Source organism: Rubricoccus marinus (assembly GCF_002257665.1).
GTDB lineage: Bacteria > Bacteroidota > Rhodothermia > Rhodothermales > Rubricoccaceae > Rubricoccus > Rubricoccus marinus.
In genome coordinates, this window is sequence record NZ_MQWB01000001.1 from 1,812,258 (window position 1) to 1,827,450 (window position 15,193).

The 15,193-nt window shown below is 68.3% G+C and carries 12 protein-coding genes; 6 read left to right on the plus strand and 6 right to left on the minus strand.

Going from position 1 to position 15,193, the window contains the following annotated elements:
- The first annotated feature begins 175 nt into the window (after positions 1–175).
- The 5 genes from BSZ36_RS07585 to BSZ36_RS07605 all read left to right on the plus strand — a co-directional run bounded on the left by BSZ36_RS07585 (position 176) and on the right by BSZ36_RS07605 (position 8,103).
- On the plus strand, positions 176–2,911 hold the full coding sequence (locus BSZ36_RS07585) for a tetratricopeptide repeat protein (RefSeq protein ID WP_094547529.1): 2,736 nt from the start codon (positions 176–178) through the stop codon (positions 2,909–2,911).
- Positions 2,912–2,942: 31 nt separating this feature from the next.
- Positions 2,943–4,601: a hypothetical protein gene (locus BSZ36_RS07590; protein WP_094547531.1), complete on the plus strand. Its 1,659-nt coding sequence runs from the start codon at positions 2,943–2,945 to the stop codon at positions 4,599–4,601.
- A gap of 76 nt (positions 4,602–4,677) precedes the next feature.
- Entirely contained in the window at positions 4,678–6,915 is a 2,238-nt protein-coding gene (locus BSZ36_RS07595) for an SPOR domain-containing protein (protein WP_094547533.1), read from the plus strand.
- 12 nt (positions 6,916–6,927) lie between these two features.
- The gene (locus BSZ36_RS07600; RefSeq protein ID WP_094547535.1) at positions 6,928–7,659 is read left to right on the plus strand and encodes a MotA/TolQ/ExbB proton channel family protein; all 732 of its coding nucleotides are present in this window, start codon (positions 6,928–6,930) and stop codon (positions 7,657–7,659) included.
- 30 nt (positions 7,660–7,689) lie between these two features.
- Positions 7,690–8,103, plus strand: a complete 414-nt coding sequence (locus BSZ36_RS07605; RefSeq protein ID WP_094547537.1) for an ExbD/TolR family protein — start codon at positions 7,690–7,692, stop codon at positions 8,101–8,103.
- Between the two features lie 20 nt (positions 8,104–8,123).
- Here the strand turns inward: BSZ36_RS07605 and BSZ36_RS07610 are convergent, their stop codons facing one another.
- From BSZ36_RS07610 to BSZ36_RS07635, 6 genes are all read right to left on the minus strand, one after another.
- Positions 8,124–9,680 (minus strand): YifB family Mg chelatase-like AAA ATPase, encoded by a 1,557-nt coding sequence (locus BSZ36_RS07610; RefSeq protein WP_094547539.1) that lies wholly within the window; start codon positions 9,678–9,680, stop codon positions 8,124–8,126.
- A 93-nt stretch (positions 9,681–9,773) separates the two neighbouring features.
- Positions 9,774–9,992, minus strand: coding sequence for a hypothetical protein (locus tag BSZ36_RS07615; RefSeq protein ID WP_094547541.1), 219 nt, complete (start codon positions 9,990–9,992; stop codon positions 9,774–9,776).
- Between the two features lie 64 nt (positions 9,993–10,056).
- Positions 10,057–10,833 (minus strand): class I SAM-dependent methyltransferase, encoded by a 777-nt coding sequence (locus tag BSZ36_RS07620; protein WP_094547543.1) that lies wholly within the window; start codon positions 10,831–10,833, stop codon positions 10,057–10,059.
- A gap of 103 nt (positions 10,834–10,936) precedes the next feature.
- Positions 10,937–11,380, minus strand: coding sequence for a c-type cytochrome (locus tag BSZ36_RS07625; RefSeq protein ID WP_094547545.1), 444 nt, complete (start codon positions 11,378–11,380; stop codon positions 10,937–10,939).
- Positions 11,381–11,450: 70 nt separating this feature from the next.
- A complete protein-coding gene (locus BSZ36_RS07630) occupies positions 11,451–12,860 on the minus strand; it encodes a 4Fe-4S binding protein (RefSeq protein WP_094547547.1) in 1,410 nt (469 codons plus the stop codon).
- Positions 12,861–14,150: an NAD(P)/FAD-dependent oxidoreductase gene (locus tag BSZ36_RS07635; protein ID WP_094547549.1), complete on the minus strand. Its 1,290-nt coding sequence runs from the start codon at positions 14,148–14,150 to the stop codon at positions 12,861–12,863.
- Positions 14,151–14,273: 123 nt separating this feature from the next.
- Here BSZ36_RS07635 and BSZ36_RS20150 point away from each other — a divergent pair, with 123 nt between their 5' ends.
- Positions 14,274–15,167 carry an NAD(+)/NADH kinase gene (locus BSZ36_RS20150; protein ID WP_094547551.1) on the plus strand — a complete coding sequence of 298 codons (894 nt, stop codon included), beginning with the start codon at positions 14,274–14,276 and terminating at the stop codon, positions 15,165–15,167.
- The last annotated feature ends 26 nt before the right edge of the window (positions 15,168–15,193 follow it).

Below are 15,193 nucleotides of genomic sequence, written 5' to 3' on the forward strand. Positions count from 1 at the left end.
GCCTCTGGCGACGACCGCGCCCGGAGACCGCTCTGGTCTCCGGGCGCGCCTGTACCCCCCGCTCTCGCGCCAGAGGCCGTTTTTCCACCTCGCGCACCTAGCCGCCCCTCTTCTGCGTTGGCAGGCCGCGCCCCGTAGTTTCGGGCGCCCCGGCCTCCTCCCCTCTCCCTGCCGCATGTCGCTCCGTTTCTGGCCCGCGATCCTCGCGCTTCTCCTCGCCGGTCCTCTCGCCGCGCAGCCGCTCCCGAGCGCCACCGCGCCGCCCGCCGACCCCGCCCGCGCCGAAGCCGCGTACGACGCCGCCCGGTCCCTATATGACGGCCGGCTCTACGCACCCGCCTCTCGCGCCTTTGCGGCGTTCCGCGAGACGTACCCTCGCGACATCCACGGACCGCAGGCGCTGTTCTTCCAGGCCGAAGCCACACTCGCCTCTGGCGACGATGTGGGCGCGGCGGCGCTGTTCTCGCAGTTCGAGACCGGCTACCCGCTCCACCCGTTCGCGTCGCAGGCGCGGCTCGCGCTGGGCCGCTACTACTGGGCCGCCGGTCGGCTGGACGAAGCCGAGGGCGCGCTGAACCAGGCGCTCGGCCGCAACCTGCCGCCAGAGGACCGCGCCGAGGCGCAGTACCTCCTGGGCCTCGTGTTCCGCGAGCAAGGCCGCCCGGGCCCCGCCATCGAGTCGTTCCTCGCCGCCGCCGACGGCGAGACGCCTCTGGCGCCAGCGGCCCTGTACGCTGCGGGCGAGACGGAGGCCGGCCGCGAAAACTGGAGCGGTGTTGCGGAGGTCTTCGGGCTTCTCAACGACCGGTATCCCGCGTCGGCCGAGAACGCGCAGGTTGGACTTGCGCGCGCCGAAGCGTTTGCGCGCCTGGGCCAGTATGAGGACGTCGCCGCTGAGGCGTCGAGCCGGCGCAGCACGCTCTCGGGCGCAGACGTCGCCCGCGCCGATCTGCTCGCGGGTGAGGCGCTTGTGCGTCTGGGCCGCGCCGACGAAGCCCAGGCCCGTTTCGAGCGCGTTCCGGACTCGACGCTGTATGACCGCCGCGCCACGTTTGGACGCGCCCGCATCGCGTACGACCGCGGCAACTACGGCCTCGCCGCGTCCCTGTTTGAGGTTGTCCGCGCCGGAGCGCCAGAGGCTTCGGCCGACGCGCTCGCGCACGAGTCGACGTACTACGTCGGGCTCTCCCTCAAGCGCACGGGTCAGCTTGGTGATGCCGAGCAACGCTTGCGCGAGGCGGCAAACCAGACCGGTGGCGCGTACGTCAGCGAAGCGCTCCTCGAACTCGGTCTGTTGCTGTACGAGCGGCGGCGCTACGAGGAGGCTGCTAACGCGTTTGGCCGGATCGTGGCGGATTTCCGCGGGAAGCCGTTCGTCGGCGAGGCCGCGCGGATGCAAGGCGAGAGCTTTGCCGCGCTCGGCCGCGTAGAAGACGCACGGCGCGCCTACGAGCTCGCCGAGAGCCTGGGCGCCGCAACGTCGGAGACCCGGGCCGAGATCGCGTTTCAAGACGCGTATGGGCGCTTCCGCGCCGGCAACTACGCCGAAGCGATCCCGGCGCTGCTGACCGTTGCGCGGTCGACGCCCGACGGCCCCCGCGCCGGCGAGGCGCTGTTCTGGGCCGGCGAAGCCGCCTTCCAGATCCAGCAATACGCCCGCGCTGAGGAGATCCTCCGCGAGTTCCTGGCGACCAACGCCGCGCACCCCCGCGCCGATGCTGCTCGCTACGCGCTCGCCTACACCCACTTCCGCCGCCGGGACTACGGCGCCGCGGCCGACGCGTTCGAGCGCTTCCTCTCGGCATACACCGGGAGCCAGGCCGCCGTCCCCTACCGACCGGACGCGTTGTTCCGCCTCGCGGACAGCTACTTCGCGCTCGGCCGCTTTGCCGACGCCCGCGCCGTATACCAGCGCGCTGCCGAAGACGCCCCTGGCGGGCAAGGGCGCGACTACGCCCTGTTCCAGGTTGCCCAGGCCTACGCCGCCGAAGGCCGTACGGACGACGCCATCGCGGCCTACGAACAGCTCGCGACCAACTTCTCGGCAAGTGACCTTCTCGATGAGGCGCTCTACTCCGAGGGCGCCCTGCTCCTCCAGGCCGGCCGAGACCAAGAAGCAGCCACCCTCTTCAACCGCGCCGCGACTGTTCGGCCCGGCAGCGCCATCGCGCCTCGCGCCCTCGTTGGCGAGGGCGACGCGCGCTACAACGCCGAGGACTACGAAGGCGCTGAGCAGGCCTACCGGCGTGCCCTGACGCGCTACCCCGAGAGCGACTTCGCCGCCGACGCCCTTGAAGGGCTGGGCTACGCGCTCGACGCCCTCGGCCGCGCGGACGAGTTCGAGGATGCCGTGTCCCGGTTCGAGCGCACGACGACGAACCCTCTGGCGCGCGCACGCGTGCAGCTCCGCCGCGGCGAGGTCGCCCTGGAGGCCGGCGACAACGCGCTCGCCGCCCAGCGCATCGAGGCGCTTCTGGCGATCAGCCCGCCAGCTGAGATCGAGCCACAGGCGCTGCTCACGCTTGCAGCGGCCTACACCGGCATGAGCGAGTACAACGCCGCCGCGACCGCCCTCCGCCGCTTGCTGGACCGCTACCCCAGCGGGCCTCTGGCGCCAGAGGCCTCGCTCCGCCTCGCGGAAACGCGGTTCTCGGCTGGAGACGCCAACCTCGCGCTCTTGGAATCCCAGCGGTTCCAGCAGCGCTTTCCGGACGACGCCGAGCGCGTCGCGCAGGCCATCCTGATCGAGGCGCGCGCCCTCAGCACGCTCGGCCGCACCGACGACCTCCGCCAGAGGCTCGCGGTCCTCGCGACGACCTACCCGGACTCGGCCGCGGCAGAAGAGGCCGCGCGCCTGTTCCCGACGGCCATGCCGGACCGCGTCCGTTCCGGACAGGGTGATGACAACTAGATCCGACCGCGCCCCCCTCTGCCTCTCTCCCATGGTCGCTCCGATTCGTTCCGCTCTCGTCCTCTTCCTCCTCGGCGCCGCCTCGGCCGCGTCGGCGCAGGACCCGACTCCGGACCCTCGCGTCCCGAGCCTCACCCCTCGCGAGTTCGAGATCCGGGGCGACGTCCGCGTCGCGCTCCCGCAGATCGAGCGCCAGCCGCTGTCGGGGTTTGGGCCGCCGCCGCGCAACTACGTGGTCCCCGCCGACCGCGCCGCCGTTACGGCCGCATACGATCCAGACCTGGCCGACCTCCCGGCTCTCGTGTTGGCCCCGCCGTCGCAGCCGGACGCAGACATCCTCGTGCCTGAGCGGCTCCGCGCGGAAGGCACCTACGGCAACAGCGCGGCCCGGACCGGACGGTTCAACCTCGCCCTTCCGGTCGCCTCCGGTCAGCTTCTGGCGGATGCTGACTACGACGGCCTGGGCGCCTCGGACGACGCCGACGAGGTCGGTTTTGACCGGCTGAGCGGGGGCGCGAGCATCCGCACGGGCGGAGCCGTTCAGTTTGAGCTCTTCGGGCGCGGGCTCTTCGACCGCTACGGTCTCCCGGGCATTCGAGAGCGCCAGAACCTCACGTCGACGCCGATCCGGAGCCTCACGCAATTCGAAGGCGGAGTCGGCGTGGAAGGCCTCGGCGCGACGCCGTTTCTGCTCCAGGCGCGCTACTCCGCCGACCGGCTCGAACCGGAAAACGCCAGCTTGATGTCGGGGATTGGTGAGGATCAGAGCGCGGGGCAGGTCGACGCCAGAGGCGAGATCACGCTTTTTGACCGCGTCCGTGTAGACGCGGGCGGCGGCGTGATCGGGCTGGATGGAGGCCTGGGCCAAGACGTCCAGTACGGCGCCGCTGGCGCCGCCATCCGGCTGGGCCGCCCCGGCGGGCCGGAGCTCACGCTTGGCGCCAGAGGCTTGGCCTACACCGTGGCCTCTGGCGCGGGAGACGGCGACGCCACGGCGATTGCGCCCATCGTTGACCTCTCGATCCCTGCGGGGCCCACAATTCGGTTGTTCGCGTCGAACGATCCGATGCTCGTCACGCGCGGCCTAGCCGATCACTTCCAAGTCAACCCCTTTGCGACGGCGCAGCCCGTTCTCGCCCCCGACGTGTTGCGAGTGAACGCGCGCGCAGGTGCTGAGATCACTAATGGACCCGTCCGCCTCCGAGGCTTCGCGCACTACGTCGAGGCGCCTACGTGGCTCGTCTTCGATCGCTCAGGCGATGGGCTGTTCATTGAGGGATACGAGAGCGTGCGGGTTCAAGGTGTCACGGCAGAGGCCGCGATCGTCTCAAGGTCCGGCATCTCGTTTGAGGCGGGGGTCACGCTTCGCGAGTCGCGGATCAGCGACAGCGGGGGCGTGAACGTGATCCCGTTTTACGCGCCCAACACGGCACGTGCTGGGGTCCAAGTTCCGTTCTCGCGCGGACGCCTAGCCCTTACGGCGTACCGCGTCGCAGAGCGCCCCGCAGACCGGGCGGACCGGACATCTGCCCCCGCCTACGGCGTTCTCTCAGCCGATGCGAGGTTCGATATCGCGTCGATGATTTCCGTGGTGGCGCAGGCAGACCGACTCGCGGGAACGGTGGAAGAGTGGCCCGGCTACCGCCTGCCCGGCACGACGGTGCGTGCAGGACTTCGAGTTACACTTTAAGTCCGTATCGTTCCAGAAAGCCGGTTCTTAGCGCCGGAACGCCTCTACCTTCACACCGCACTCGCCCGCGCGTACCGTGGCCTCGTTGACCGCTCTCGCCGCCGCCATCCGTGAACGTCTCCTCGCGGAGGAGCCCGCTCCTCTCCCAGGTTTCGGGACCCTCCAGCGCGTTCATCTGCCCGCGCGGGTAGAGACGCGTCCGGACGGCTCGAAGTCGCTTCAGCCGCCGCGCGAATCTCTCCGGCTGATCCTCGGCGACGTACAAGACTCCGATCCCATCGCGCTCGCGCTCGCTCGCAACCTCGGGCTGCCCGTTGCCCAGGGGCGTGCGGCGCTCAAGAAGCACGTTGACCAAGTGGAGGCCCTTCTCTCAGCGCGTGGGGACGTCCCGCTAGAAGGCGTCGGCATTATCCGACGGACGGACCGCGGCATCCTGTTCGGCGCGGACCCCTCGCTCTTGGCGACGATCAACGCTTCCTTCGAAGGCTTGACAACGGTCGGCACCGGGACGGAGGCCTCTGACGCGGACGAGCCGGAGTCCGACACCGGAGAAACCGAGCCACGCGCCGAAGCAGAGCCCCTCACGACCGACGACGCTCCGCAAGAGGCCGAAGAGATCGAGTCAGAGGAGGCAGACGCATCACACGTGCCGTCCGCAGATCTTACCGAGGTCGATCCGCCAGAGGCCGAAACCATTCCTCTCGCGAGCCTCCAATCGACGGACGTCCCGTCTCCGGAGAGCGCACCTGCACAAACCGAAGAGGAAGGCGAGGTCTCGGAGGCTCCCGAGCACGATGCTGCAGGCGCGGCTCCGCCTATCGCTGCAGCGGCGATGCCCTTCGAAGTGGAAGTGGGTCCGCTCGGTGACGAACCGTACACGTTCGGAACGCCAGAGGCCTCTGGCGCTGCAGACGTACAGGCGGGCTCGGAGGCTGGAGCGGAGCCCAACCTGGAGCCGGAACCCAACCCGGAGCACACGGAGCCGACTCCGCAAAGCGACGAAGTCGTCGTGGACGACGAGATCTACTCGCTCACGCTTCCAGAAGAAGCAGACGCCAGCACGGCCGCGGCCGAACCATCCGACGAAGCCGCGCCGCCAGACAGCGCAGCAGGCGAGCCCGACGATTCCGATTCTGCCGTCGATGACCTCCTGGCTGGCATCTGGGCCGGCGGCACTCCCGTCGCCTCTGGCCTTCTCGGCGCGCAGCCTCTGGCGGACTCTCCGGCACCCGACGCCCCGGAACCGGACCTCTCGGACGAGGAGGAGTCACTGTTCCGTGCGGCTCCCGCGGGGACGCCAGAGGCCTCATCGGATTCTGTCGACAACTGGTTCACGGCGGACATCGGTCCGATTTCGGACGCAGACGCGGACGTAGGCCCACCTCCTCCGCCCCCTCCAGCCACTCCCACGCCGGTTGTGCCGGTTCCGGGTCCCCCCAAGGTCTCCGAGCCGCTCCTTCCCCCTACGTCGCCGTCGCTCGATTGGAGCTCCGACGCCGCTGCGAGCGTCGCGTCAGGAACCGCAAAGCGGAGCGATCAGCTCCCGCCGGCACAGAGAGAGGAGGGTTGGACCGCCTACGAAGAGGCGCCCGCCTATGCAGAAGCAGACGCCCGTACATCCTCCCCGCTGCCCTGGATCCTTCTCGCCGGTATCGCTGCCCTCGCGATCGCCGCGTTTTTCCTGTGGCCTCGTGAGGAGGAGCCCGTTGCACCCGCCCCGGCCGCCGTTGTAGCCCCGGAGCCTCTGGCGCCAGAGGCCTCGGCCACCGAGGACTCCTTGCTCTCGGCCGACATGATGAGCGACGAGCAATTGGACTCACTCGCTGCGGCGCTCAACGCGTCCATGACAGAGGACGAGGGTTTGCCGGCCATCGAACAAGACCTCATCCCGCCCCGTCCTGCCGCCACCGCGGACGTAGCGCCAGCGGCCCCTCGCGACGCGGCGCCCGCGCGCCCACAGGCGGCCCCGTCCTCGTCGACGGGGAGCATCCAACCTCCGAGTGTGGCCGGCCTCCCGCCTGCGCTGGCGTCTGGCCTCACAGGCAGCGGCCGCATCGAGATCGGGGCCCGTGGATACACGTGGGTCGTCACGTCAATCTCGAACCTGGCCGAGGCGGACCGTCTGGCCGCACGGTACCGCCAAGCCGGCTTCCGCTCCAACGTGATCGAAAGCACGCCGGGCGGCCGGACGACGTACCGCGTCGCCATCGGGCAATTCGACACGCAGGCCAACGCTCTGCTCGTACGCGACCGGCTCCCGGCCGACATCCGGAGCCGCGACGACATCTGGACCCTCAACCTCGCCGACCTCTAACCCGGCGCGCTCATGCCCTTCTACCTCGCGCTTCAAACGGCGGTCTCGGATTCCCTCCCCGCCGACACGCTCGCCGCCGTCGCGTCTGAACCCGAGACGCTTTCCTTCCTGGACCTCCTCTGGAAGGGCGGGTGGACGATGATCCCCATCGCGATCCTGTCCGTCCTCGCGCTGTTCCTGTTCGCCGAGCGGATGCTCGCGCTTAACCGCGCGAAGGGCAACCCGGAGAAGTTGACCCGGACGGTCGCCGACTACGTGGAAGCTGGGGACCTCTCGGGCGCGATCGGCTTCTGCCGAGCGCAGGACACGCCGACCGCGCGCATCGTTCAGCGCGGGCTAGAGCGCGTGGGACGGCCCATCGGCGAGATCAAAGACGCTGTTGAAGAGGCCGGACGCCGGGAGACCTACGAGCTCGAAAAGCGGATGGACCTCCTCGCCTCCACGGCTGCTATCGCGCCGATGCTCGGCTTCCTTGGCACCGTGGTCGGCATGATCGGCGCGTTCCAGCAGCTGCAGCGCTTCGAAGGGCTCGTCAACCCCGCGCTGCTCGCGGGCGGGATCTGGGAAGCGCTCGTGACCACGGCAGCGGGCCTCGCCGTCGGCGTGGCTGCCCTGTTCGCCTACAACTTCCTCGTCAGCCGGATCAACCGGACCATCAACGACCTAGAGACCGCGTCCACAGACTTCCTCGACATCCTGCAGACGCCTGCGGGCGAACGCCGCCGCGCGCCCCTTCCCGCCTGACCTGCGCCTCTGGCGCCAGAGGCCTGACCTATGCCGCTCAACTTCTCGTCGGGACGGAAGCCGCTGACCGCGTTCAGCCTCGCCTCGCTGACCGACATTGTCCTGCTCCTGCTGATCTTTTTCCTGCTCACGTCGTCCTTCGTGACGCAGCGCGGGATTGAGGTCAACCTCCCCGATACGGCGAGTGCCACGCCGTTGGAGGCGCAGTACGTCGCGGTCTCCATCCTGCCGGACGGAAGCCTCTTTGTGGACGAGATCCCAACGACCGCCGACAGCCTGACTGCGCTTCTCGCGTCCGTCAAAGGAGAGCGGGATGCGATCGCGGTCTATGCGGACACCGAGGCGCAGATCGGCTCCTTGGCCGCCGTCGCGGGCGCCGCCGCCGAGTTGAACATGCGCGTGTCCGTCGCCACGGACCCCAGTTCCGGCACCTCTGGCGAGTAGCTGGCCTCTGGCGCCAGAGGCTAGCCCATTCCCCACCCGCTCCGATCGAGCGAGCGGTACTGGACGGCTTCGGCGACGTGCTCGGCGCTCACGCCAGAGGCCCCGGCGAGATCGGCGATGGTGCGGGCGACCTTGAGGACACGGTCGTGCGCGCGGGCGGACAGCCCAAGGCGCGCGATGGCGGCTTTGAGAAGCGCCAGGCCGCCCGCGTCGGGCTTGCAATAGCGACGTACGTCGCGGGCAGGCATCTGCGCGTTGCAGTGTGCGGACGTGCCCGCAAAGCGCTCCGCCTGCCTCTGGCGCGCCGCGACGACGCGCTCGCGGACGTTTGTGCTCGGCTCGGCGGGCCGGTCGCGGTTGAGGTCGTCGAACGGGACCGGCGTGACCTCCACGTGGAGATCGATACGATCCAATAACGGACCCGACACCTTTGCGAGGTAGCGCTGGACCTGCCCCGGCGCGCAGACGCACGGCTTGTGCGGATCGCCAGCGTGTCCGCACGGGCACGGATTCATACTGGCCAGAAGCATAAAGCGCGCTGGGAAGTGGACCGTCGCGCGGGCTCTCGCAATCGTGATCGCGCCCTCTTCGAGAGGCTGGCGCAGAACTTCGAGGACCGACCGCTCGAACTCCGGCAACTCATCCAAGAACAGCACGCCGTGATGCGCGAGCGATATCTCGCCCGGCATCGGGTTGGAGCCGCCACCGCAGAGCCCCGCATTCGAGATGGTGTGGTGAGGCGCCCGAAACGGCCGCTCAGTTACCAACCCGGAGCGCGCCTGTCCATTGAGCATCCCACCGACCGAATGAATCTTTGTGGTCTCCAGCGCCTCGGCGTTAGTCAGCGGCGGCAGGATGCCGGGAAGCCGCCGCGCCAGCATCGTCTTGCCCGATCCCGGAGGCCCCACCATGAGCGCGTTGTGCCCGCCAGCTGCCGCCACCTCAAGGGCGCGCTTGACGCCTTCCTGACCTTTCACGTCCGAGAAGTCATCCAGTCGATCGCCTCTGGCGTGGGGCGGAGACTCTTGCCGGACAAACTGGACGCCTCTCCCCTGCTCCTCCGCGAGGAACGTGTACGCCTCGCGCAGCGACTCGACCGCGTATACCTCCAGCCCCTCCACGACCGCCGCCTCTGGCGCGTTCTCCTTCGGGACCACCATCGCGCGGACGCCAGAGGCCGCCGCGTGGGCCGCCATGGGAAGCACGCCGCGCACCGGGCGAACGGACCCGTCTAGCGACAGCTCGCCTACGATTACGATCTCGTCCAGCACCTCTGGCGCGATAAGCGGCCCGTTTCGTCCCGTCGCCGCCAGGAGACCCAACGCCATGGGGAGGTCGAAGGCCGAGCCTTCTTTGCGCACGTCGGCGGGCGCGAGGTTGATCGTGATCGCGCCGCGCGGGCGCGGCAGGTCGCTGTTGGTCAGCGCGGCGATAATGCGGTCGCGGCTTTCGCGCACGGCCCCATCGGGCAACCCCACCACGGTCCATCGAGGCAGGTTGGGCTCGATGTGGGTCTCGATTTCGATGGGCAGCGCGTCGACGCCGAGCACGGCGCGACTCCAAACGCGGGAGAACATGTGGTGGGGCAGCGGTACGCCGCCTAGACCCCCAACCTCACGGCGCCTAACACAGCCTCTAGCGGAGCGTGCCCGCTCTCTTGCGCCAGAGGCTCAACCCTCCGCCACGCGGCGCGCCAGCCGGTACGCGATAAACCCGGTCACGCCGAACGTGATGGCGTAAACGTTGGGATCGTAGCCGTCCCGCGCGATGGCTTCAAAGACGAACGCCATGATGCCCGCCGCGAGACCGCCGCCGACGGCGAACACGACGGTGTACACCACGAAGAGAACAACGGCGCGAGCGGGCGTCAGAGGAGTAGACGATGGCATGGGTGCGGTGGAGGTGAGCGGGAATGTACCCGGCCTCTGGCGCGAGCGGCGGGCGCGCCGCAGCTCAAGCCTTCGTGCAGAGAGCCGCGCAGTGCGCGTGATAGAGCGAGGTCCACACACCTCCGAGGAAACGTGGCAGGGCTTGCTCTGTGAGCCGCTTGATAAGGCGAGTCTTCGCGCCAGCGGCTCCGTGAGCGAACGCGAACGTGTCCGCGTCCAGCATCGGCGCATAGGTCACCACATCTTCGACCCGCCACCCGCTGCGTTCCAGAAGTGCGACAAATGAGCGGCGGTCGAAAAACTGTACGTGCCCGGCGGCATTCGTAGACCGATCCTTGAACTGGGCTTTGAGCTTTCCACCCGGCAGGTTTTCAAGCGGTACCTCCGCGATGAAATGCTGAATGGGAACCGAGCGGAGAGCCGTCAAGAACTGCCTTGGCTCTTCCAGGTGCTCAATCACGTGGCTCGCAAGTCCCAGATCGTACGCGCCAACCCCAAATGGATCTGGGGAGGCGGTGATGTCGGCCACCGCCGCATGGATATCCGGCTCGGCGCGCTGCAAGGCCGCGATGGCCTCTGGCGAGAAGTCAACAGCGTAGTGATCCCGCCCGACACCACGCTCACGAAGGGCCCCAATTACGGCTCCCGTCCCCGACCCTATCTCCAAAACGGTCTCGGGCCTAAGCGATCGCCGCGATAGCAACTCCCGTACGGCCTCCACCTTTTGTGGCGCCGTGCGCCTTAACCACTCTGCCTCTCGTTCCAAGTCGTTCTGGTACAGATCGGCGTAGTAGTCGCGGCCGGTCTGACCGGATGCGAGGTGGGAAACGTCGGTAGACATACAGCCCAGGAGATGGACCGCCAACGTAGGGAGGAATCTCTGCGGACGCCAGAGGCTGAGCCATCGGTGGGGCCTCTGGCGCCAACGATTTATACCCTACGGGCTATCGCTGAGGCTCCGAAGGCGAAGGCAACGCGCGGGGTTTAGCGTCTCCACGGTGGCAGGTCCAGCACGTCACGTCGACCTGTGGCTCGGCCGCCTCATCGGTAGACCGGTCGATCGCGGGGAGGATCTCCGTGTTGATCTGCCGCACCATGCGGATCATGCCTCTGGCGACCTCTTTCTCCGGCTTCGCGTCAGAGCCAAACGCGAACTCGCCGTCCTCGCGAACGTGGCAGTACCCGCACTTCACACCCAGCCCGTCCGCGTACCCGCGCATCATGCCGATCAACTCGTCGCGCGAGAGCGAGTCAGGGAGGACCTGAAGGTTTTCCCACTCCGTCGAGTCCGCCTTCGCCTCTGGCGCCGAGGGGGCCGCCGACAGGTGGGGCGCGTAGGCCGAGAGGGTGACAAACAGCAGAGCGGCGACGAGGAGAGTGAGGCGCATACGAGGAGAGGAGGGCACGCCGCAGATTCCGACTCGGGCTGTTCACATGCAAGCCCGGCCCGGGCCCCTTTTAGTCCATCGCTCCGTCTAGGATGGACAGTTCGGAGATGAGAGCCGGGGCACCGAGTGGAGCCGCAGTAGCCCGGTCGCCGCGCGGCCCGTTTTCCAGCTTCAGCACGCCTCGTGGGCAGACGGTGGAGCAGATCCCGCAGCCCACGCAAGAGGCCCGCACGATGTTCTGTCCGCGCTGCGCGTACCACCGCACGTCGATGCCCATCTCGCAGTAGGCAGAGCAGTTGCCGCACGAGATGCACTGACCGCCATTCGTGGTGATTCGGAAGCGCGAGAAAAAGCGCTGCTGCAATCCCAGGACCGCAGCCATCGGGCAGCCGAAGCGGCACCACACGCGGCTCCCCATCAGCGGGTAGAACCCGACACCGACGACGCCCGCAAAGATGCTCCCGATGATCAGGCCGTACAGCCACGAGAACGTTCCCGCAACCGCGTCGAGCCAGCCGACATCGAGAAGCGCCGCCACCCACAACACGGCCGTTCCCACCACGATCGCCGCGAGCACGCCGTGGACCATCCAACGCTCCACCTTCCAGGCGCCCAGGCTCGTGTCCGAAAGGTGCCGGTATGGGTCGCCAGCGGTCTCAGCGAGGCCTCCACACCCGCACACCCAGGAGCAGTACCACCGCTTGCCGAAGTAGAACGTCAGGATGGGCGTCACGACCGCGATCAGGATCGCGCCCCAAATCAGCATCGCGACGCCGAGTTGGCCGCTGGCGCGAAGCTCCTCCATCTTCCAGGGGAAGAACAAATCGTAGTCCAGCGGCCACGTGTAGTGCAGGAACAGTTCGGGCTGCTGCAGTCGCATCAGCAGGTACGGCAGCGCGAACGCGAGGATCGTCTGGAAGAACACCACGCTCAGCGTCCGAACCACGTGGTAGCGCGAGTGCCTGTAGCGCACGAGGGCGCGTACGCCCATCGCGCCAACGGCGAGGGTGTAGAACGTGGAGTAAAGGAACCACTGCCCCCCGTTCGCGACCGTCGCCGGTTGATCCCGCAAGAGGCGGCTCAGCGGGTCCCCCAGGGGAATCAGCCCCGCGAGGGCCTCTGGCGCGAAGTACAGCACCACGTAGAGCCCCGTCAGGACCAAACCTGAGATCCATCCGACCGCGCCCCGTGCCTGGTTGGAGGAGAACATCTTGCCGTCGTTGCGGACGCCAGAGGCGCGTCGGAGCCCGCCAAGGGCGAACACGACGCCACCCACGCCGAAGCCGCCGAAGACGAGCCACGCGAAAAGCCCCGGCCTCTGGCGCCCCAGGTCGCTCGCGAGCGCCACGACGGTCGCCACGACGGCGAGCGCGACGAGCGCGAGGCCTGCTTTCTCCAGTGACTTCGCGCGCCACGCCGGGTTGTCAAACAGCCCCAGGCTGCGGTCGGCGTCGGCGTTGTAGATCGGGATGTCGGACATTTAGCCGAGGTTGGCGATGCGCTGAGACTGGCGCGAGAGGTCGGGAACGAGGATCGCGCGCGAGAACTCGGGATCGAAGCTCGCCAGAGGCAGGTCGCGGAGGGCGTCGTCCAAAGACACACCTCTAGCGATCCAGTCCGAGATCACGGACTGGCGCAGACGGATGCCGAGCGCGTGGACGCCGAGCAACGCGCCAGAGGCGGTGTCAGCTTGGAGACGGATAAGCCGCGGCCCGTGTGGCGTCTCGTCCTCGGTGTAGGCGTCCACAATCTCCGGCGAGGGCTCCGGCGCGATGCGGCCCACCACCTGCCACTCGATGTCGAAGAACTTCGCCGAGTTGAAAAACACCCCGGGCGCGTATGGGGTCGGCGACCCCGCGAGGCCCATGCCCGCTGTAGCGCCTTGGATCCTGCCGGTGTACCACAGCGGCTCGATCGCCGCGCGGCCGGCCAGAGGCTCGCGCGCCTCGGCGCAATCGCCCGCAGCGAACACGTCGGGCGCAGACGTGCGCATCTGGCGGTCCACCAGAATGCCTCTGGCGGTGTCGATCCCGGCATCCTTCAGCCAGTCGATGTTGGGGCGCACGCCAGTCGCGATGCCCACCCAGTCGGCCATAAGGGTGACGTCGGTCGACGTGCGGACGCTTTGAACACGGTCCTTCCCTTGAAACGTGACGGGCTCGGTGCGGAGGTGAAGGTCGACGTGGTGCCGAGCGATCTCGTGCTCCAAAAGACGCGACTCGCGCTTTGGCATCGCGTGAGCCATGTACCGGCCCTCGCGGATCAAAAAGCTGACGTGCGTGCCCCGGGTCCTGAGCATCTCCGCCATCTCAACCCCGATCAGCCCCCCGCCGACGACAACGGCGCGCTTGGCGCTCCCCGCCTCGCGCTCCATCCGATCGAGGTCTTGGAGGTGGTAGAGCCCCTGGATGCCCGCTAAGTCTTGCCCCGGCCAGCCGTAGAACGCCGGAATCGAGCCCGTCGCGAGGAGAAGCCGGTCCCACGCCAGAGGCCCGCCCTTCTGCAGCCTCAGCGTTTTGCCTCTGGCGTCGAGGTGCGTCACGCGGTCGTGGACTCGCTCGATGCGGTTGTCGGTCCAGAAGTGCTCGGCGTACGGCTGCGTGTGCTCGCGGGTGAGGTGGCCCATATAGACGTACATCCACGCCGTGCGGGCGTAGTGCGTTGGGGCCTCGTCGCTGATCACCGTGATGCGCCAGTCGGGATGCCGGCGGCGCACGACGCGCGAGGCGGTCACGCCTGTGATTCCGTTTCCGACGATTGCGATGTGCATGGGTGGGGCGCCAGAGGCTGAGCTACGGGTTCCGCCTCTGGCGAGGGGACGCGCCGGGAGCCGCGCTGACTGCGCAACTCCGCGGGGGGTGGCGGAGTGTACCCATCCCCTCCCCCTTTTGGCATGGCGTACGGGATCACCGGCAACCCGCACAAAGACGGCATCTGGCAGCCCATCGCAGAACTCACGCGATGGCTCCACCAGCGCGACATCGATTTCTGCCTCACCGATGAGATTGCAAACGGGCTACTGTCGCGCGACCTGGTGGACCAGGCCTTTTGCTCGCAGTACACCTCGGCCGACGTGGCCTCTGGCGCCGAGGTGCTCTTGTCGTTCGGCGGCGACGGCACGTTTCTCCGTAGCGCGCACGCGGCAGGCCTGGACGGGCCGCCGATCCTCGGCGTGAACGTGGGCCGCCTCGGGTTCCTCGCACGCGTCGAGGTCAACGAGACCATCGCGGCCATCGAGAAGGTGGATGCCGGGGAAACAGGAGTCGAAGAACGTCTCGCGCTCGCCGTGGAGATCGAGGGCGACGCCAGAGGCCTCCAGGGGATGTACCCGTGGGCGCTCAACGATCTCGTTGTGGACAAGTCCGGCACGGCCAGCATGATCGCCGTTGAGGCGACTGTTGACGGGCTCGCGCTCAACACCTACTGGGCGGATGGCCTCATCACCGCCACGCCTACGGGCTCAACGGCGTACGCGCTCTCCGTCGGCGGTCCCATCGTGACCCCGCAGGTCGATGGCATCGTGCTCGCGCCCATCGCGCCGCACACGCTGACGGCGCGGCCCATCATGCTTCCGGGCTCGTGCGAGTTGGAGATCCACGTGACCACGCGCGACCACCCGTACGTCCTCGCCATCGACGGCCGCTCCGGCATCGTGCAGCCGGAGGAGGACCTCGTGATCCGGGTCCGGCGAGCCTCTGGCGTCGTCCGGTTGGTCACGCTTCCTGGCGAGGACTACTTCAAAACGGTCCGCACCAAGCTCTCATGGGGCCAGAGCGCCGTTTTCTAAACGATCGCGACCCGCGACTGTGGGCC

Excerpts from the sequence above, each read along its gene's own strand:
- BSZ36_RS07585 (WP_094547529.1), top strand. The coding sequence starts at position 176 with ATGTCGCTCCGTTTCTGGCCCGCGATCCTCGCGCTTCTCCTCGCCGGT.
- BSZ36_RS07590 (WP_094547531.1), top strand. The coding sequence starts at position 2,943 with ATGGTCGCTCCGATTCGTTCCGCTCTCGTCCTCTTCCTCCTCGGCGCC.
- BSZ36_RS07600 (WP_094547535.1), top strand. The coding sequence starts at position 6,928 with ATGCCCTTCTACCTCGCGCTTCAAACGGCGGTCTCGGATTCCCTCCCC.
- BSZ36_RS07605 (WP_094547537.1), top strand. The coding sequence starts at position 7,690 with ATGCCGCTCAACTTCTCGTCGGGACGGAAGCCGCTGACCGCGTTCAGC.
- BSZ36_RS07610 (WP_094547539.1), bottom strand. The coding sequence starts at position 9,680 with ATGTTCTCCCGCGTTTGGAGTCGCGCCGTGCTCGGCGTCGACGCGCTG.
- BSZ36_RS07615 (WP_094547541.1), bottom strand. The coding sequence starts at position 9,992 with ATGCCATCGTCTACTCCTCTGACGCCCGCTCGCGCCGTTGTTCTCTTC.
- BSZ36_RS07620 (WP_094547543.1), bottom strand. The coding sequence starts at position 10,833 with ATGTCTACCGACGTTTCCCACCTCGCATCCGGTCAGACCGGCCGCGAC.
- BSZ36_RS07625 (WP_094547545.1), bottom strand. The coding sequence starts at position 11,380 with ATGCGCCTCACTCTCCTCGTCGCCGCTCTGCTGTTTGTCACCCTCTCG.
- BSZ36_RS07630 (WP_094547547.1), bottom strand. The coding sequence starts at position 12,860 with ATGTCCGACATCCCGATCTACAACGCCGACGCCGACCGCAGCCTGGGG.
- BSZ36_RS07635 (WP_094547549.1), bottom strand. The coding sequence starts at position 14,150 with ATGCACATCGCAATCGTCGGAAACGGAATCACAGGCGTGACCGCCTCG.
- BSZ36_RS20150 (WP_094547551.1), top strand. The coding sequence starts at position 14,274 with ATGGCGTACGGGATCACCGGCAACCCGCACAAAGACGGCATCTGGCAG.